Origin of the sequence: Klebsiella sp. GW_Kp182 (assembly GCF_040062275.1) — a bacterium.
GTDB classification, from domain to species: Bacteria; Pseudomonadota; Gammaproteobacteria; order Enterobacterales; family Enterobacteriaceae; genus Klebsiella; species Klebsiella michiganensis.
Genome location: NZ_JBEAFQ010000075.1, coordinates 1 through 18,641, shown reverse-complemented (window position 1 = coordinate 18,641; position 18,641 = coordinate 1). Strand labels below are relative to the sequence as shown.

General features: G+C 53.9%; 18 protein-coding genes. 8 read left to right on the top strand and 10 right to left on the bottom strand.

Features of this window, described 5'->3' with window-relative positions:
* Positions 1-475 precede the first annotated feature (475 nt).
* The gene (locus ABLU88_RS27510) at positions 476-1,651 is read left to right on the top strand and encodes an oligogalacturonate lyase family protein (protein WP_004853909.1); all 1,176 of its coding nucleotides are present in this window, start codon (positions 476-478) and stop codon (positions 1,649-1,651) included.
* Between the two features lie 216 nt (positions 1,652-1,867).
* Here ABLU88_RS27510 and ABLU88_RS27505 read toward each other — a convergent pair whose 3' ends face one another.
* The 3 genes from ABLU88_RS27505 to ABLU88_RS27495 form a co-directional block, all read right to left on the bottom strand.
* The gene (locus tag ABLU88_RS27505) at positions 1,868-2,563 is read right to left on the bottom strand and encodes a porin (protein WP_032720124.1); all 696 of its coding nucleotides are present in this window, start codon (positions 2,561-2,563) and stop codon (positions 1,868-1,870) included.
* 242 nt (positions 2,564-2,805) lie between these two features.
* Complete coding sequence (locus ABLU88_RS27500; RefSeq protein ID WP_009651683.1) at positions 2,806-3,984, bottom strand: acetyl-CoA C-acetyltransferase; 1,179 nt, start codon at positions 3,982-3,984, stop codon at positions 2,806-2,808.
* A gap of 130 nt (positions 3,985-4,114) precedes the next feature.
* The gene (locus tag ABLU88_RS27495) at positions 4,115-4,987 is read right to left on the bottom strand and encodes a LysR family transcriptional regulator (RefSeq protein WP_014226691.1); all 873 of its coding nucleotides are present in this window, start codon (positions 4,985-4,987) and stop codon (positions 4,115-4,117) included.
* A gap of 96 nt (positions 4,988-5,083) precedes the next feature.
* On the opposite strand from ABLU88_RS27495, the gene ABLU88_RS27490 reads away from it, so the two are divergent.
* The 6 genes from ABLU88_RS27490 to ABLU88_RS27465 all read left to right on the top strand — a co-directional run bounded on the left by ABLU88_RS27490 (position 5,084) and on the right by ABLU88_RS27465 (position 10,433).
* Positions 5,084-5,545 (top strand): multidrug/biocide efflux PACE transporter, encoded by a 462-nt coding sequence (locus tag ABLU88_RS27490; protein ID WP_009651689.1) that lies wholly within the window; start codon positions 5,084-5,086, stop codon positions 5,543-5,545.
* 136 nt (positions 5,546-5,681) lie between these two features.
* Positions 5,682-6,911, top strand: a complete 1,230-nt coding sequence (locus tag ABLU88_RS27485) for an amino acid permease (protein WP_032720123.1) — start codon at positions 5,682-5,684, stop codon at positions 6,909-6,911.
* Between the two features lie 116 nt (positions 6,912-7,027).
* Positions 7,028-7,900 (top strand): aldo/keto reductase family oxidoreductase, encoded by an 873-nt coding sequence (locus ABLU88_RS27480; RefSeq protein WP_025107399.1) that lies wholly within the window; start codon positions 7,028-7,030, stop codon positions 7,898-7,900.
* Positions 7,901-8,288: 388 nt separating this feature from the next.
* Positions 8,289-8,990 (top strand): PilZ domain-containing protein, encoded by a 702-nt coding sequence (locus ABLU88_RS27475; RefSeq protein WP_348838715.1) that lies wholly within the window; start codon positions 8,289-8,291, stop codon positions 8,988-8,990.
* 4 nt (positions 8,991-8,994) lie between these two features.
* Positions 8,995-9,579 carry a LuxR C-terminal-related transcriptional regulator gene (locus ABLU88_RS27470; protein WP_348838713.1) on the top strand — a complete coding sequence of 195 codons (585 nt, stop codon included), beginning with the start codon at positions 8,995-8,997 and terminating at the stop codon, positions 9,577-9,579.
* 137 nt (positions 9,580-9,716) lie between these two features.
* On the top strand, positions 9,717-10,433 hold the full coding sequence (locus ABLU88_RS27465; RefSeq protein WP_049072086.1) for an EAL domain-containing protein: 717 nt from the start codon (positions 9,717-9,719) through the stop codon (positions 10,431-10,433).
* 57 nt (positions 10,434-10,490) lie between these two features.
* Here the strand turns inward: ABLU88_RS27465 and ABLU88_RS27460 are convergent, their stop codons facing one another.
* The 7 genes from ABLU88_RS27460 to ABLU88_RS27430 form a co-directional block, all read right to left on the bottom strand.
* Positions 10,491-11,078 carry a type 1 fimbrial protein gene (locus ABLU88_RS27460; RefSeq protein ID WP_142395354.1) on the bottom strand — a complete coding sequence of 196 codons (588 nt, stop codon included), beginning with the start codon at positions 11,076-11,078 and terminating at the stop codon, positions 10,491-10,493.
* A gap of 77 nt (positions 11,079-11,155) precedes the next feature.
* Positions 11,156-12,151, bottom strand: a complete 996-nt coding sequence (locus ABLU88_RS27455; RefSeq protein ID WP_004124708.1) for a fimbrial protein — start codon at positions 12,149-12,151, stop codon at positions 11,156-11,158.
* Positions 12,142-14,628 carry a fimbria/pilus outer membrane usher protein gene (locus tag ABLU88_RS27450; RefSeq protein ID WP_047722956.1) on the bottom strand — a complete coding sequence of 829 codons (2,487 nt, stop codon included), beginning with the start codon at positions 14,626-14,628 and terminating at the stop codon, positions 12,142-12,144. The genes ABLU88_RS27455 and ABLU88_RS27450 overlap by 10 nt, the downstream gene beginning before the upstream one ends.
* A gap of 11 nt (positions 14,629-14,639) precedes the next feature.
* Positions 14,640-15,341 carry a molecular chaperone gene (locus ABLU88_RS27445; protein WP_000820820.1) on the bottom strand — a complete coding sequence of 234 codons (702 nt, stop codon included), beginning with the start codon at positions 15,339-15,341 and terminating at the stop codon, positions 14,640-14,642.
* A gap of 193 nt (positions 15,342-15,534) precedes the next feature.
* A complete protein-coding gene (gene mrkA, locus ABLU88_RS27440) occupies positions 15,535-16,143 on the bottom strand; it encodes a type 3 fimbria major subunit MrkA (protein ID WP_001493056.1) in 609 nt (202 codons plus the stop codon).
* A gap of 587 nt (positions 16,144-16,730) precedes the next feature.
* Positions 16,731-17,444, bottom strand: coding sequence for a winged helix-turn-helix domain-containing protein (locus ABLU88_RS27435; RefSeq protein WP_348838709.1), 714 nt, complete (start codon positions 17,442-17,444; stop codon positions 16,731-16,733).
* A gap of 59 nt (positions 17,445-17,503) precedes the next feature.
* Positions 17,504-17,803: an antibiotic biosynthesis monooxygenase gene (locus tag ABLU88_RS27430; RefSeq protein WP_348838707.1), complete on the bottom strand. Its 300-nt coding sequence runs from the start codon at positions 17,801-17,803 to the stop codon at positions 17,504-17,506.
* A 383-nt stretch (positions 17,804-18,186) separates the two neighbouring features.
* Here ABLU88_RS27430 and ABLU88_RS27425 point away from each other — a divergent pair, with 383 nt between their 5' ends.
* Positions 18,187-18,396, top strand: a complete 210-nt coding sequence (locus ABLU88_RS27425) for a YdgH/BhsA/McbA-like domain containing protein (protein WP_014226701.1) — start codon at positions 18,187-18,189, stop codon at positions 18,394-18,396.
* The last annotated feature ends 245 nt before the right edge of the window (positions 18,397-18,641 follow it).

The window sequence follows — 18,641 nt, the reverse complement described above, 5'->3', positions numbered from 1 at the left end:
TTGTGCAGACCCTTATGGTTTGAAGAACTCGCAGGGATTGCCCCTTCTAAAAATAAAACAGAGTTCCGTTTTACAGTGAGCACATCTTAGCCCCGGCTAAAGTCATTTTCAATTATTATTAAAACATCGTTTCAATTTTAAGAGTGTTAAATGTTAAAAATGCAAAACAGATCACGAAGCGGTGATTGATAAACCGTGAAACTCCTATTTAATTCAATAAAATACAATGAGTTATTCAAACTTTAAAAAAAGACGGCGGATCGAAAAAAAACGGCAAGAAAACAAAGAGCGCGGGGATACCGGCCGTACTGTCAGCAAAAAAAGGCGATCTATAGCAAGAAGTTGTTGCGAATTGCGTCCGTCATCACAAATAATGAAACGATGTTTTGATAAATTAACACCCATCTTTTAAATCTACTTCCACTGGCCGGTCAACGCAGGCGGGCGACATCTCAGGAAGGAAAAGGAGTACATCATGGCTAAAGGCATGCGGGTTAAACTGAATTATGACGTCAGCCGCGATCCGGACACCGGCGCGGAGATCACCCGCTTAACCCCACCGGAAGTAACCTGTCATCGTAACTATTTCTATCAGAAGTGTTTTTTTAACGATGGCAGCCACCTGCTGTTTGCCGGCGAATTCGACGGCAACTGGAACTACTATCTGCTGGACCTCGCAAAGGCCGAGGCGGTGCAGCTAACGGAAGGCGCCGGTGATAACACGTTTGGTGGTTTCCTTTCTCCGGATGATAAATCCCTTTATTACGTGAAGAACGACCGTACGCTGCTGGAGGTTAACCTCACCACGCTGCAAGAGCGTGAAGTGTATCGCGTCGCCGATGACTGGGTGGGCTACGGTACCTGGGTGGCCAACAGCGATTGCACCAAACTGGTTGGCATCGAGATTGCCAAAAGCGACTGGACGCCGCTCAACGACTGGCAGATTTTCCACGATTTCTTCCACAAAGGCCCCCACTGCCGCCTGCTGCGCGTCGACCTGCAAACCGGCGAAAGCAGCGTGATCCACGAAGAGAAGAAATGGCTGGGCCATCCGATTTATCGTCCGTTTGATGACCATACCGTCGCCTTCTGCCATGAAGGGCCGCATGACCTGGTCGATGCGCGGATGTGGATGGTAAATGAAGACGGTAGCAACGTGCGTAAAGTCAAAGCGCATGCGGAAGGCGAAAGCTGCACCCACGAATTCTGGGTACCGAACGGCTCCGCGCTGGTGTACGTCTCTTATCTGAAGGGCCAGCAGGGCCGGACAATTTACAGCTTCAACCCGGATACCGGCGTTAATGAAGCGGTGATGCAGATGCCCGCCTGTTCGCATCTGATGAGTAACTTTGACGGCACGATGCTGGTTGGCGATGGTTCCGGTACCCCGGTGGACGTCAAAGACACCAGCGGCTACACCATTGATAACGACCCGTATCTGTACGCTTTCGATGTCGCGAAGCAGGCCTATTTCCGCGTTGCGCGTCACGATACCTCCTGGGCAACCGTGGCCAATAGTCGCCAGGTTACCCACCCGCACCCGTCCTTTACGCCGGACGATAGCGCCATTTTGTTCAGCTCCGATAAAGACGGCAAACCTGCCGTGTATATCGCGAAGCTGCCGCCCCAGCCTGAGATGCTGAAGGCATAGCGTTAGCCACTGTTTGAGTTAGTGTTTCTGTAACTGGCCTTGCCCTCCTTTCGGAGGGCTTTTTTATGCCCGGCGTTTTCCCCGGATCGCGCTGCGCTTATCCGGGCTACATTCCGTGCCGATGGGGCGCATTGCGCCGCTCCGGGAAGAGGGATTAATACCAAAGGAAAACCCCGGCTGACCGCTCCGGGGTAAACGATGAGGACATTTTTTAAGTTAGAACGAGTAGGCAACACCTACGCGGAAACGGGTCTGGCGGTCGCTGCGATCGTTGACGCCAACGTTGCCGAGCTCGCCGTACGGTGCCCAGTTTTTATCCAGCTTGTAGGCAACCTTGAGGTTGTACTCCTGCGAGTACGGTTTGTTGTCGTTGCGCTTAACCCCTTCGGTACTGCGCGCATAAACGTAGTTCAGCTCCGTACGCCAGTCACCGAAGACGTAACCGGCCCACGCATCGCCGCGGTTAACTTTGTCATCATCTTTCCCTGCATTCGCCGGGTAGCGGGTATAGTCGTAACGATAGCGGGCGGCGACGTAGAAGCCATTATCGAAGCTGTACTGCACGCGCAGGTTTGGCTTGTAGATCGAGCGGCTATCGTTACTTTCAATATTGAACCCCGGCGTGACCGAGAAGTTTTTATTCGCCTTCCACTGCCAGGTAATGCTCTCTTCATGACCATTACCGACGAAATCTGAATAAGGCTGGCTGGTGTTATCGCCGCCCGACTTCCACTTCGCCTCAACGGAGAAGCCAAAGCCGTTAGCGAAACGATGGGAGACGGAGACGCGGTCGGCGTTGCTCTTATCCGATTTGCCGCCGTCAATGAATTCGTGACGTAAATCTACCGTGACGGCTGAAGCCGCGAAAGACATGCCACAGAGTGCAGCAAGGGCCAGAGATCTTGCGAACATAAATTACCCCTCATAATTAAAATATCGTTTCGTTTTTATAAAACCGTATTTTATTTTTTAGGCAATAATGTTTTAGTGATCGCGATCGTAAATATTTGTTTCAAAAAAGGTGGCACAGAAAGACGTGACAACGCTCAACAAAATAGCGCGTCAGAAAGGAGTTTTTGGGTAGGTAACGCCTGGCGGGAAGCAAAAAAAAGCCTCCACAGGGAGGCTCAGTTAACGTATATATCAGAAAGGGCTTATTCGCGTTCAACCGCCAGCGCCACGCCCTGGCCGCCGCCGATGCATAGCGTGGCCAGCCCTTTGCGGGCATCGCGTTTAATCATCTCGTGCACCAGGGAAACCAGAATGCGGCAGCCGGAAGCGCCAATCGGGTGGCCCAGCGCAATGGCGCCGCCGTTCACGTTCACCCGCCGCTCGTCCCATTCCAGTACCCTGCCCACCGAAATGGCCTGAGCGGCAAAGGCTTCGTTGGCTTCGATAAGATCGACTTCATCCAGCTTCCAGCCCGCGCGTTCAAGGCAGCGACGGGTGGCATGGACCGGCGCGATCCCCATCAGCGCCGGATCGACGCCCACGCTGGCAAAAGCGCGGATCCGCGCCAGAATCGGCAGCCCCAGCTCCTCGGCTTTAGCTTCGCTCATCATCATCACCGCCGCCGCGCCATCGTTAATGCTTGAGGCATTGCCGGCGGTGACCGAGCCCTGCTGGTCAAAGGTCGGCAGCAGGCTGGCCAGCGCTTCTGCGCTGGGGTCGACGCGCGGCTGCTCATCGGTATCCACCAGGCGCGGAATACCGTTGAGTTCGCTGGTCACCGGCACGATTTCATCGCGAAAGCGCCCGGAATCAATCGCCCGCCGCGCTTTGTGCTGCGAGCTGAGCGCCCACGCATCCTGCAGTTCACGGCTGATGCCATACTCGCGCGCCAGGTTCTCCGCCGTCACGCCCATATGGTAGTCGTTAAACGCATCCCACAGGCCATCGTGGACAAGGCTGTCGATAAGCTGGCTATTGCCCAACTGGGCGCCGGTACGGCTGTCGGTCAGCACGTGCGGGGCGCGGCTCATATTCTCCTGCCCGCCGGCGATCACCACGTCCGCTTCGCCGCACTGAATCGCCTGGGTCGCCAGGTGCAGCGCCTTCAGTCCGGAACCGCAGACGTCGTTGATGGTAATAGCAGAAACGGTATTAGGCAGCCCGCCGCGGATCGCCGACTGACGCGCCGGATTCTGTCCGGTTCCTGCCGTCAGCACCTGGCCGAGGATCACCTCATCAATACTTTGCGGATCGACGCCGCTGCGCTCAACAAGCGCCTTCACCACCACGCTGCCCAGCTCCACCGCCGAATGACGCGACAGCGCGCCCTGAAAACAGCCGATTGGCGTTCGCAACGCGCCGACGATTACGACATCTTTCATCCTCTACCTCTGCTCCGCCTCTGCGCAAAGAAACAGCATCATAGTAGTGAATTGTTATCAAAAATTTTCGCAATTGTTTAAAAAAAGTGAGGGGAATCACAAAGATCGTCGGCGATGGCAAAAATGGCCCCTATTCGCGCCCGTGCCCCTGCAGATGCTGACGCAGCCAGCTTCCCGCTTCTCCCGGCGGCGCCTTTTTATTCCACAGCAAATCGGTGGAGATCATCCGCGGCCAGCCGGCAATATCCAGCGCCACCAGGCTTCCGCTCCCGGCGAACTCCTCCACCAGCGCGCTGGGCAAAATACACCATCCCAACCCCTGCGCCGCCATGCTGAACAGCAGCAGATAGTTAGGCGCCGACCATACCAGACCGCGCGCCGGTTCCGCCGTATTTTCCAGATAGGTGCTCAGGCGCAGCTCGCGCCAGCTGAACAGCTCGTCGCGGGTGACGCTGCCCTGGGCCGCCAGCGGGTGCCGGGGCGCCACGAAGATAGCCATTTCGGTTTGCATCGGCAGCCGGATACTGCCTATCTCTGTCGGGTAGCTGTCCCTGGCCTCAATCAGCCCCACCTGCGCCCGCTCCTTTTGCAGCAGATCGATAACGTCGTCGTCTTCGCCAATCAGACACTCAAATTCGGTGTGCGGAAAACGACGATCGAACTGCGCCAGCAGATCTTCCAGCACATCGGGATGCAGCGTATCGGAGAGCACAAAGGTCAGACGCGCTTCGGTGTTGCCAGACAGCGAAATGGCCAGCTCATCCAGCCTGTCGCTGGCCGCCAGAATCGCCTTCACGTAGCTCAACACCTGTTCGCCCTGCGGCGTGAGCGTCGGCTGTCTGGAGGTGCGATCGAACAACGTCACGCCAAGATCGGCTTCCAGGTTGGCGATTGCGGTGCTGATGGTGGACTGGCTTTTGCGCAGCCGCCGCGCCGCGGCAGAGAATGAACCGCAGGCCACGGATTCGACAAACGCGGTTAAAGCTTCGGGAGAATAGCGCATGAACTATCTACTTTATCGATGGATACTATCTTTTGTTTATCATATTTATCCATAAAATGCCGGGTAATTTCATATAAAGACCGGAGGCAACAAGCCATGCAACAAGTCAACGCCCAGCGCAAAACGCTGACGGAACGGGTAATCCACGCGATAAGCTTTGAAGGACTGGCGACGCTGATCCTCGCCCCAACCGCCGCATGGCTCATGCAGCGTTCGGTCGTTGAAATGGGCGGGCTCAGTATCCTGCTCGCGACGCTGGCGATGGTCTGGAACATTATCTATAACGCCCTCTTCGACCGGCTGTGGCCGGTAACCCGGGTCGTCCGTACCCTGCGGGTCCGCGCGCTGCACGCGATCGGCTTCGAATCAGGCTTTATTATTATCGGCGTCACGATGGTCGCGCTGGTGCTGGGCGTTTCGCTGATGCAGGCGTTTATGCTGGAAATCGGCTTTATGCTGTTCTTCCTGCCCTACACCATGGCCTTTAACTGGGTCTGGGATATGCTGCGCGAGCGGGTCATCAAGGTTCGCCAGCAGCGGATCGCCGCCCGCCAGTAATCTTTAGCAAAGCGCCCGGCCGGTAACGGGCGCTCCGCCGCTTCATTTCTGCGCCAGAAACTATCGCCACAGCTCATCCATAAATGTGATAAATTGCACTCCTTTTTGTTCGTTTTCTGGTTGATAAAGTCGCATAATGTCTAAAATTTGGTCTAAAGAAGAAACTCTCTGGAGTTTCGCCTTATATGGCACTGCTGTAGGCGCTGGCACGTTATTCTTGCCGATCCAACTGGGATCCGCGGGCGCTATCGTTCTGTTCATCACCGCGCTGGTCGCCTGGCCGTTAACCTACTGGCCGCATAAAGCGCTGAGCCAGTTTATTCTCTCCGCCAACATCGCCCCGGGCGCAGGGATCACCGGCGCCGTTAATCACTATTACGGTAAAAAGATCGGTAGCCTGATTACCGGCCTCTATTTCCTCGCCTTTTTCGTGGTGGTGCTGATCTACGCCGTCGCCATTACGAACTCGCTCGCGGAGCAGCTCTCCAGACATGTGCCCATCACTTCTCAGGTCAGGGCGCTGCTTAGCCTGGGCGTGGTGCTGGTGCTGAATCTGATCTTTTTAATGGGCCGCCACGTCACGATTAAAGTCATGGGCTTTTTAGTCTTCCCGCTGATCGCCTGTTTCCTGTTCCTCTCCATCTATTTAATGGGGAGCTGGCAGCCGGCTTATCTGACCAGCCAGATGCAGCTGACCCCGCACACGTTCCACCAAATCTGGATCTCGATTCCCGTGATGGTTTTCGCTTTTAGCCATACGCCGATCATATCGACTTTTGCTATCGATCAGCAGGAGAAATACGGCGAGCAGGCCATGGGTAAATGCAAAAAAATCATGAAGGTGGCCTACACCCTCATCTGCGCCAGCGTGCTGTTTTTCGTCTTCAGCTGCCTGCTGTCGATACCGGCGAGCTATATTGAAACCGCCCGCCATCAAGGGGTCACGATTCTTTCCGCCCTGTCGATGATGCCGGGGTCGCCGGCGTGGCTGGCGATCACCGGGATTATTGTGGCGGTGGTGGCGATGTCGAAATCGTTCCTTGGCACCTATTTTGGCGTGATTGAAGGGGCCAGTGAAATCGTCAAAACGTCCCTCGCCCAGGCGGGGATTCGTAAAAGCCGCGCGTTTAACCGGGCGATGTCGATCCTGCTGGTTTCGACGCTGACCTTCGTGGTGTGCTTTATCAATCCCAACGCTATCTCAATGATTTACGCCGTCAGCGGCCCGCTTATTGCGATGATCCTGTTCATCATGCCAACCCTCTCCACGTATCTTATTCCGGCGCTGAAGCCCTACCGCTCGGTGGGTAGCTTTATTACCCTGGTTGTCGGTTTACTCTGCGTGTCGGTGATGTTTTTTAGCTAATCCTCTCCGTGCGGCGAGTCTTTTCCTCGCCGCACGTTCTGCCAACATTCTCCCCCCACCAATCTCCCTGACGGACATACACTTATCCCTTGCACACCAGGAAAGCAGGGGTTTATATGTCCAGCGTAAAATTATCCGGTACTGCGACGTTAGGCGATCGTCAGGTTTATCGTCTGGGATACGGGGCGATGCAGCTTGCGGGGCCCGGCGTTTTCGGCCCGCCAAAAGATCCGCAAACCGCTATCCGCGTACTGCAGGAAGCGGTCGAGTCGGGCGTCAATCATATTGATACCTCCGATTTTTACGGTCCACACGTGACTAATCAGCTCATTCGCCAGGCGCTGCATCCCTATTCCGCCGATCTGTGCATCGTGACCAAAGTCAGCGCTCGCCGCGACGATAAAGGCAACTGGCTGCCCGCGATGTCGCCCGCGGAGCTCACTGCGGCGGTGGAGGACAATCTGCGCAATCTGGGCCTCGACGTGCTTGAGGTGGTGAACCTGCGCAGTATGCTCGGCACGCATGGCCCGGTTGAAGGTTCGCTGGAGGGGCCCTTAACCACCCTTCTGGAGCTGAAAGAACGCGGTTTGATTCGCCATATCGGGCTGAGTAACGTCACCGCCAGACAGGTGAGCGATGCGCAAAAACTGACGCCAATCGTCTGCGTTCAGAACCAATATAACGTGGCGAACCGTCAGGACGATCCGCTGATCGACGAGCTGGCGGCGCAAAATATCGCCTGGGTGCCCTTTTTCCCCCTCGGCGGTTTTACCCCGCTTCAGGCCCGGGAGCTTAACGAAGTCGCCGCTTCGCTTGACGCCACGCCGATGCAGGTGGCGCTGGCCTGGCTACTCCAGCGCTCGCCGAATATCCTGCTCATTCCGGGTACCTCCTCGCTACAGCATCTGCACGAGAATCTTGCCGCCGCGCAATTAACGCTTCCACCAGAAGCGTTAGCCATTCTGGATAATCTCCAGCCCCACTCCTGATTTCAGGCTTCTGCGGATCGATATTCGCAGAAGCCTTCTCCTCAATATTTGCCTGGAATTACCTTAACGCCACTGGCACTATACATCCTACAAATTAGGCGTTATCTGCTTTATTCTCTTACGGATAACCCTATGCAAAGCATAGATTTAAACTTTTTCGACTGGCCTCCTAATTGGAGGCTTCTGTCGTTTTTGTCTCGCCAAAATTTTCGAACTCTTGATTACAGGAAAAACAATATCTCATTCAAAGTTTATACAAATCAATTTAGCTGCAAAGATAGCTAACAACATCAAATGCTCATAAAAACATCTGGTTAACACAATCAGAATGTTTGTATTGCTATATAAAAAATCAACCACACACAATAACAATTTACAAGGATTTCACATGACAGAGGGAACGATAAAGACGAGTAAGTATGAAATCATTGCTATTTTCAGGGAAGAGCTCCGAAAGCAGGCGGAGATAGAAGTTTTTGTTAATAACAAAAGCACTATTACCCAGCTAACGCGGGTAGATTTTGCCGAGTTTCATATCTCCACCACCAGCAAAATCCCCGCGGGGCATAAAGTTAAATTTATTCTGCATAGCGATTCAGGGAAAATCGAGTTTTGCTCTACGCTAAAGAAAAGCTATGCCGGCGGCGAAGGGAAATGCAGGAAGGTCGCCTTTACCTTACCGGAATGTATCCAGGTGATACAACGCCGGCGCGATCCCCGATTTCGTCTGCGCCACGAGCACGAATTCTTCTGTCACGGCCGACACAAAAACGGAGAAAACTATCTATTCGAAATCAAAGACATTTCGGACGGCGGTTGCGCGCTGATGACCAGGAGCCCCAATCTGAAATTCCTCAGCCATAACGCCATCCTCAAGAACGCTATCCTCGCCCTCGCTGAATATGGCGAAATCACCGTAGATTTAGTTATAAAAAATGTTGTTATGGTGACTTTAGATGATAACGAGAAGTCAGATAGCTACTACCAGATTTCTTGTCAGTTTAAATTTCGCCATCTTGATAACAAGAAGCGAATAGAGAAAGTGCTGCTCGACTTGATTATGGAAGCCAAGAGAAAAAAGAGAGTCTGAACCATTGGACAGTATATTACTTTACACTGATGACAATATCATCGGGCAATCAATCCATGATTATATGATTGATCGCGCCAGGGATATCACCACCCTGAAATTTCAGGATATTGTGAAAGGGGTCAGCGCCTCACCGGCAGCGACCGTTATTATCAATATCATCCATAAAGATATCTCTGCGGCCACAACGGTCGCATTACTGAACACTTTGCGCAAGCGCCTGGCGCATTGCGCGCTGCTGGTGCTGATCGTCAAAAGCGAGCTGTCCAGCCTGTTCCGGGAGCTGCTTGATCTAGAAAACCTGTTGATTCTGACCGAAAAATCCTCGCTGGCAGATTACTCAGCCATCATCAGCAGGCCCTTAACCACCGAGGGCTGCCAGGGGCTATGCACCCGCCGCAAGCTGACCGCCAGGGAACTTCAGGTGCTGGAGTTAATTATTGCCTGCAATAACAGTAAAAGGATTGCGGTGCTTCTCGACATTGATCATAAAACGGTCCACAGCCATAAGGTACATATTATGAAGAAACTCGGGATGAATAACTCGCGCATAATGAACAAAAGCATAGTCAATATGTATCAGTGCTAAAACCAAAATATGTGGGTGACCAATCAAAACCCGATAATTTATTGGCGATAAGCCATTAATAATCATTCCCATCGGTAGAAAGGTCACCTATAATATTCTCCTCTCTTTACCTCTGACCTGATTTTTGACGAGAGATAATGAACGCAACTCTTTTTTCCAGGCATAATTTATCACGTAGCGATATATCCGTTCGTTATGTCTTTCAAAAAATGTTTTCCCCTAAGGGTACGCTCGTCGCCGTTGAGTGCCTGAGCCGCTTTGACCGCCTGTCTATATCGCCGGAAAACTTCTTTCGCTACGCCAATACGGGACTACGCGAAAGCATTTTTATGGAACAGCTGGCGCTTATTGAAAAACATAAACAGTGGTTTAAGCAAAATGCTATCTCGGCGACGATTAATGTTGATGACCATATACTTAACGTATTGCAACGCCCGGAGATTAAAGCGCTCGTCGGCCAAATCGGCTGCGTCCATTTTGAAGTGACCGAGAACTCCCATAATCTTTTGAATAATGCTCTCGCCACCTGGAATAACCCGCAAAGCACTACGCTCTGGCTCGATGATTTTGGCTCTGGCAACGCCGGTATTCACGCTATTCGCGACTATCATTTCGATTATGTCAAAATCGATAAAGACTTCTTCTGGCTTTTAATGCAAAAAGATTCCGGTCGTCCATTAATGGATGCCCTCGTCACTTTCCTTTCCCGCAACCACCATAATGTGATTATTGAAGGTGTAGAAAGCGAAGCGCATAAGGCCTGGTTGCAGGGCATGGAATGGTTTGCTATTCAGGGACACTACTGGAAGGAAGTAAGCATTGAACAATTGGTCCAGGAAGATATCACCGCATAAATAAATGCCGGATAACTCCGGCATCAAAAGTCATACTCGCGCAATACCCTCTCCCCTTCAATTATAAACGAGCTCCCATGTTGCCCAACTGGTCAACGGGCCGCTGGTTGCTTTTTCCGGCGCGGGGGTCACGTAGCCGATGTAATAGGTAAATACGCCGCCATCGACCGCTTTTTCGACCAGCGGCACCCGGTTTTGCAAGGGGTCGGCCGGGACGATTTTATTACTTTTATCGAGGGTATTATTATCATTGGTCGACAGCGCGAGGAAAATATGGCTGGCGCCGTCCGCCCGCGTATTCCGCAGATAGCCGGCATTTTCATTGCCCACCGCATTGACCGTAAAGCCGTCAACCCAGCGGACGTTAACCAGGCGGATCTCGTCTTTATCCGCCGCGCCGCCGTCGTGACGCAGCTGGCAGTTCGAGAGTTCCAGCGTAAAAGGCTGCGGCTTCATAAATGCCCCGGCGCCGCGATCGTGTACTTCGGCCAGGCTGACCGGCGCCAGCCAGACGCTGCCGCTCCCCGCGTTGTTGCCGCCGTTCAGCGCCACGCTACAGGAGATATCCGTCACCCGCCCGGCAAAATCCACCCGCCCTCGATCGTAGTTGGTCTCAAAACCCGACGCCGGGGAGGCCATCAGCATCCCGCCGATCAGAGCCAGCTGAATGAGTCGTTTGCTATTTTTATATTGTGCTGAATCACGCATACCCGCCTCCCGAATTAATCGTACGTCAGGTTAAAAATCATATGCGACTCCACCTCACCGGTACTGGTGGTCGGCGCATATTGATAGAAACGCGCATGCAGAGGCAGGGTGATGTATCGGGTTTCTTGCGTGCGCAGCGTACCGACGCTGTATTTCTTGTTGAATTCCAGCGGTACGCCCTCTTTCAGGACCTGGATACCAATTCCTTTCGCCAACGAGGAGCCGGATTTTTCGTTCAGCAGCGCGCCTCGGCTCACCGTGGTGCCGGTGGCCAGCGTGCCGGAGAAAGAGGTCTGGATATTGGCGTATCCCGACTCGCTTAACCCGCCGCTGCACTGCAGCTCAATATTAAAATCCTTCCCGCCCGCGGTGGTGCCGACGCCGTTGAGATCGCTGCGCTTGATGGTACCGACATCGACGTTCATATTTTTGCCGCTCAGGATGGTACATGAGGGCGATACCACGGTGATGGCGTTGGCGCTCAGGCGGGTTTCGAGGATCGGGTTATTACCGTTCTCCCAGTCGTAAGAGGTGTACTTACCTGCCGCCAGGGTTCCGCTGCCGGTCACGCTCGCGGTTTTAATCACCTCCAGCGTAAAGCGGGAGCCTTCCAGCGAGTAATTCGTGGTCCGGCTGACGTAGCTGGAGAACGTGTCAGGGTAGATAATATTGACCGTCGCCCCGCCGCGGCTGAACCGCAGGCCGATCCCGGGCACGTTGGTGGAATAAATTTTATTTCCCAGATCGGTCGCCCCGGGGGCGACGATTTTGGCCACAAAGCGGTTAGTGCCGCTGCTGCAGCTATAGCTCGCCCCGCCCGGCGCCGACATGGTCCAGTCGCGGGACACGATCACCGAGCCTACCGGCAGATCCGGCGGAACCACCACCCGGCCCACAACCATGTCGAGGCTAACCGTCGGCTGCGACAGGCGCGTACAGTACGCCCATGCCGACGTGGTCCCCATCGCCATTAAGCCAATAAAAAGCGTCAGTTTTTTCATTAGCGACATAGCGTTTCCTTTGTTTTTTCCTGACTTAATTCCACCGAGCACTGTCCGCCGCTCCACTTAACCGTGGCCTTCGGCGCGCTGGCGTCGCTGATAAACATCATGCTGCCCTGGCCCACCACGCCGATCTCTTTCCCGGAGGGGTTGTAAATCGTGGCGGCGAACGGTAGCGGCAGACCGTTTGCCTGACGCGCCTGCAGAGTGACGTTGTTCTGCAGCGTGGTATCGAAGGAGACCTTGACCACGCTCCCTTCCCACGGCACCACCTGCGCCACGGTACTGCCGAAGGCGACATCGTCGTTGCTGCCTTTCGGGTCAATTTCAACGGAATTTATCCGGTAAGGCCGCAGATACGGCAGAATGGCGTAGCCGTTGCTGTCGATGCGGGTACCCGGCGAGCCGGGCAACATCGCCCCCGCGGCGTCTTTCGCTTCGATCAGCGCCATGGTGGTGCCGCTTTCCGGCGAGAATACAACGCCGTGCTGATGCGCGATCAGCGTCCCGCTGGCGCCTACGCCGCTCTGGCGATAGCCTTCGCCCTGGCTATAGCTGCCGTTCAGCGTGGTCCACGGGGTACGGTAGCTGCCGTTCAGCGCCACATCGTGCTGGCCGCCGGTAGAGGTCGTGGTCGACACGCCGTAGTTGAGGTTGTTTTCACTATCCAGCGAACCGTTGACGCCAATCTGCGAACTGGCGAAGCGTGAGTTATTAAACGCGGTATTCGACGTCAGGTTAGCCGTACGGTTTTCACCGAACCACAGCGGGTAGCTAAAGTTGAGTGACACGCGATCGTCGCGACGGTGGCCGGAGCTATCCGGGGTATAGACGCGCTGGGCGCTGACCGACCACGAAAGCCGACCGTACATGTTGTTGTAACTAAACTGGTACTGCTTCTCCGTTCCCGAACGGTTCCAGTAATCCGCCACCCGGCCGCTCAGATAAAAACCGCCCCAGCCGTCCGGCAGGTTCTGGTTGACGGTAAAGGTCATCCCGTTTTTCTGGCGCCACACGGTGTAGTTGCTGTTGTAGTTCTTCTCCCGATCGACGGCGTAGAGGGCGTCGTTCAGGTTGTAGTAGCCTTTGGTGGAGTAGCGATACGCCGCCAGCACGATGCTGGTCTGGGTTTCGGTAAACATGCGGTTAAAGGTGGCGCGATAGCTTTGACCGTGCTCGTCAAGGGTATCACTCTTCAGCCGCGAGTGAGTCACGTCGAATGAGAGCGCGCCGATGCCGGTATTCATCCCGGTCCCCAGCAGGAACGCCTGATAGTCATCAAATCCGGTGACGCCGGTATAGCCGGTAAACAGGTTATTTAAACCATGCTGCCAGGTTCCCTGGTAGAGCATCGGTTTATTACGCAGCGAACTATCGTCGACTTTACCGGCGGAGAGCGCGTAGCGGGTCATTCCCGGACGCAGCAGCTGCGCTACCGAGGCGTAAGGTACGCTAAATACCTCGACCGAACCATCGGCCTCTTTAACCGACACTTCAAGGTCGCTACCGTAGCCGGAAGGATAGACATCCTGCAGGGTAAACGGCCCCGGCGGCACCGTGGTCTGATAAATAATATTGCTGCCCTGGCGCACCGTCACCAGGGCGTTGCTTTGCGCCACGCCGCGAATTTCAGGGGCGTAGGAGCGCATTCCGTCGGGGAACATATTGTCATCGGTCGCCAGGTTAACCCCGCGCAGGCCGATGGTGTCAAAGAACTCGCCGTTGGTAAAAATCTGCCCGCCGCTGACTATCGAGTTAATCTGCGGAATCGGCCGCTGCAGATAGGTCTGGTTGCTGTTCCAGTGCGCTTTCCCCTGCTGCTGCTGCCAGTTCAGGTTACCGATATGCTTGAGCAGCCAGCCGTCCCACGACAGGCCCGCGTTAACGCCAAGATACGCGCTGCTGTTATCGGAACCGTTGGCCGAGGAGATATGGCTGTTCCAGGCGTTGGCCATCCAGCCTAAATTCAGCGCCGCAACGCCTTTATCCCAGAATTGCGGGCTGACAAAGTTTTTCAGGCGCTGATCTTCGTAGATTTGCGGTACGGCAATATCCAGTCTCAGGGAGGACTGAATCAGCGTGTCTTTGACGTTATCTTCGTGACGCCACTCCTGCAGGCGTCCGCAGAAGCCCTCTTTTTCGCTGAGCTGCGGATTTAATTTTTCCGGCGAAATACCATACTGCATCAGCATCGCTTTGGTATAGCAGACGCCCATTTTGCCGTCTTTACCGGCGGTGATTTTCAGGTCGTAGCGCCCTTTCCATTCGCCGTTGGTATAGACATCAAGGGAGTAGACGCCCTCGCTGATAGCGCTGGTCGAGAAGCGCGACAGGTCGACCTTTTCGCGACTGCCGACGATAAAACCATCGTTAAATTGATAGATCGTTCCCGGGTTTTCCTGTCCGCTGGAAAATGGCGGAAAGCAGCACAGCGCAACCGCGATAGCCGTGCTTAATCTTCCCGGGCAGATTGACCTCTGCTTCATGATCGTTTCCCTTATTTGACGGTAACTTTCACTGCGACATCTGCACCATAATCATTAATGTTGTTAACGGTCAGGGTCTCGCCTTTGCTCACCGCTGAAGAGAGGGCGATGGTCTGGCTGGACTGCGGGGCAAACATGACCGTTTTGCTGTTGAGCGCTTTGCCGCCGTTACGGGAGATACGGCTTACGGTGATATAAAAGGGCGTTGGGTTACTGACGGACAGGCTGCTGCCGTTAGCGGAGAGCGCCAGTTTTTCTGCCGCAGCGTCGCGATTGCCTAGCCCGGCAGGGCGATAAATAAACTTAAAGCGCGAACGAATCGCCAGCTGCAGAATATTTTGCCCTTCGTTTTTCTGGCTGGCCTCAACCGGCGGTATTTCCAGAAGGTTCAGCCACCACAGCGTCTCTTTATCTTTAGCCAGCCCTGCATTACTGCCGAGCTTAATACGCAGGGTTTGACCGCTTTTCGCATCAACGCGGGAAATAGGCGGCGTGATAATAAAGGGGGTAGTAATGGTATCCGGCGTCGCGTCGGCATTACCGTTATCCAGCCAGGCTTGCGCCAGCGCCGGACGGTCGGCGGTGTTAGAGAGCTGCACCGTTATTTCTTTTTCATTTCCTGGATAAATAAAGCGGGTACCGTTAACAATAATATTATTGGCATGGGCCGCAAAACTAAAAATGAAACAGAAAAAAAGGGCAATACGCTTCATGCTGACCTCAGAATAAAAAAATAAGCGGCAGCAGTGGCCGCTTTATTATTGTTGTATACCCTGAATAATTCGAATTACAGAAAGGCGGCCAGAGAGTGACTGGGGTGAGCAAACGTCGCCAACGCCTGTGCCATTCGAAGTATGACGGGTATAGACCGCCCCGGCGCGAGGCGGCTTTATCTCTCAGTCGATATTACTGATAAGTAATTTCGTAAGTCGCGTAGCTGTTAACCACACCGGTGGTAACCGTGGTCGGGGTGCTGGTCGCGTAGCCGACGTAGTAAGTGAAGCGCGCGCCATCCTGAACGGCAGAGGCATCACCGGCCGCTTTAGGCTGGGTGCTGTCGCCCGGGATGATTTTGTTGGTCAGCGCGGTGGCGTTGTCGGTGGAGAGAACCAGCTGGATATTCTGCGCGCCGGCGGCTTCGGTGTTAGCCAGGTAGCCCTGCTGTTTAGCGGTTGCGCCCGCCAGCAGGTTACCGCCGGTCCAGTTCACGCCCAGTTTGCTCACATCATCCTGTTTGGTGCCATCAGCCGCCTGGCAGTCAGAAACATCGATGGTGAAAGATTTCGGTTTCAGATAGGTATCCGCCGCGGCAGCTTTAACTTCCGTTAAAGTCACTGGTGACAGATAAACGTTCGCATCGCTGCCCTGGCCGTTTACGGAAACAGTACAAGATACGTCGGTAACTTTACCGAAGAAATTAACCTGACCGCCGCCTACATTGGTATCAGCAGCATTTGCCGCAGCCATACCAAAAAACGCAGTTGCCATTGCAGCAGAGAGAAGAACCTTTTTCATTGCCATTTCCTTGTCAGAGTGAATTAAGTATCAATGAGCAAACAGTTAATACGCACAAAAGTCAGAAGCGATTTGCGATGCTCACTTTTGCAACTGTTAATAGAAACTTCGACTGACCGGAAGCCGCAATATTTAAGGCGTCAGGAACGAACTCGATAAAAGAATTCGTCAAGGCTGTCGGCGTCAAAGAATGCTATTTTTCGCTGACAAATATACATATGTTCACGAGCTGTTAATCAATGTAACAGATAGCTCACAACTATTAATTACTGGGGATTGATAGCAAGAAACAAAGCTATTGTTATTTACACTGAAGGGGAAAAGACGATATGGAATATAACAATATATACCCTAAATAATTCGAGTTGCTTAAAGGCGGCAAGGGAGTGACAAATTCGTCGGGAACGAATTTGACCAGCCGAAGGCTGGCCTCTGGTGAGAGGCAGGAGCCTCTCATTAGTCCCCGGGAGCATAGATAACTATGTGACTGGGGTGAGCGAGCACAGCCAACACATAAGCAACTCGAAGTATGAAGGGTATAGTGGCATAAAAGGTTATTTCTCTACAGAAAGAACAATCCTAATCCGTCAGTAGTCTCCCTTTTTCGTCAGTTGAAAATGCAGATACAAAGCGCGCCACCCTGCCGGCGTAATCGTCACTTCGCGAAATCCCGCGGTAGTGCTAAACCAGCCGTTCTCCAGACCGTGCTGCAGCAGCGCCGCGCCCGCCGCTCCCCCAAGATGAAAGCGTCGTTCGCTCCAGTCCAGACAGCCGCAGCAGGCTTTGCGCCGGGAGCCGCGCTTCACCACCACTCCCAGCCGCGCAAAGTGCGCTTCCCCGGCGGGCGTCAGCGCCGTTCCGTCAGGCGTTATCCACGCTTCACGCTGCAGAAAATCATACAGCGATACCGCCATTTCTCCGGCCAGATGATCGTAACAGGTGCGCGCCAGGCGCAAATTGACCGGCGTGCTGGTTGCGAGCGCCACCGCGCGATTGCCGGCCATGGTCATCATATTCTCCAGCAAACCGGCGACATCGCTACCGGCGAGGCGGTAGTAGCGATGCCGGCCCTGGGCAAGGCAGATTAATAAACCGCTGTTGACCAGGCGGCTAAGATGCGCGCTGGCGGTCGAAGGGGAAATATCGGCGACGGCGGAAAGCTCGGTCGCCGTCCACGCCCGGCCGTCCATTAAGGCGCACAGTATCTTCAGGCGCGAGGCATCCGCCATCGCCGACGCCACTGCCGCCATCGCTTCGGCCAGGGACTCATCGTCTTCAATTAGCTCAACAGGTTTCAACATAGGGCCTCGCTTATTTTCCCTAACCACAAACAGCAGCCAGAGTACCGGGGATGGGCAGGTTAAGCACGGTATTCGCGCAGCACCTGAGCCACCCGAATGTGATAACAGGCGAAAATGCTCTCCCGCCCCTCTTTCTGCGCAGCCTGATGGCAAAGGTTGCGTTTCCACGCCTGCACCGCTTCCTCATCCCGCCACCAGGAGAGCGACAAAATTTTCCCCGGTGTGGTCAGGCTTTGGAAACGCTCAATGGCAATAAAACCGTCAATATTGTTCAGCAGCGGCCTCAGCTCCGCCGCCAGCGCTAAGTAACGTTCCTGACTCGCCGGAGTGACCTCGGCTTCAAAGAGTACGGCAATCATCCCATTGTCCTCACGCAATCTGTGTGCGGGTCACTGTATCTTTTCACCCTGGCTCAATGCTTCGTTGACGGGCGAAATATCGCCGCCTTATTTGTTCAAAAAACGCCCAATACATTCACATTAAAAATAATTAATCACGCGAGGCGAGAAAACTGCGCGGCTGTTGAGATCTTTTTCTACGGCGAAAGAGACGCTGCAGAATAAATCATCTGTTTGTTTTTATTGGAAATAAAAAATTAAAAGTTAGGCATTCGTCATCATACCGTCACAAAAGTGTGATCTAAATCGCACTTTTTGCAACGCGCGTTATAGTTAGCAGACTTATTATAAGTCCATCGAAAGCAACAACGCTTTCCACCATAAAAGTTAAAAGGACAAACACCATGAAAAACGTAAAATTACTTGCCGCTGCCGGTATGCTGTCTCTGGTCTCTTTCGCTAGCTTCGCTCAGCCTGTTAGCGTAACCGCTGATACGCTGGACAACGCCGAAGCCAAAATCGCCGCCATTGCTAAAGACCAGGGCCAGTCTTACCACATTACCGAAGCGTATACCGGTAACCAGGTTCATATGACCGCCGAGCTGTCTAAATAACCGAATGGTTGCAGAGGGAGCTGCCGGACTGGTCGCCTGACGGCGGCTGGTCTGGCTCCCGCCACATAATAAGCACACAGCAATGTCGAGCCCCTTGATGGGGCTTTTTTTGTTGCTGGTGAATAGTAGACCCACAACCCGGTGTGTGGGTTCACCGCCGTCTGTGGTCCAGTAGTCCGGACAGATGCGCAGCATCGCCTCCGGGAAATTCAGCCACTCTGCGCGCTGCTCCCGGGGGCGGCGCT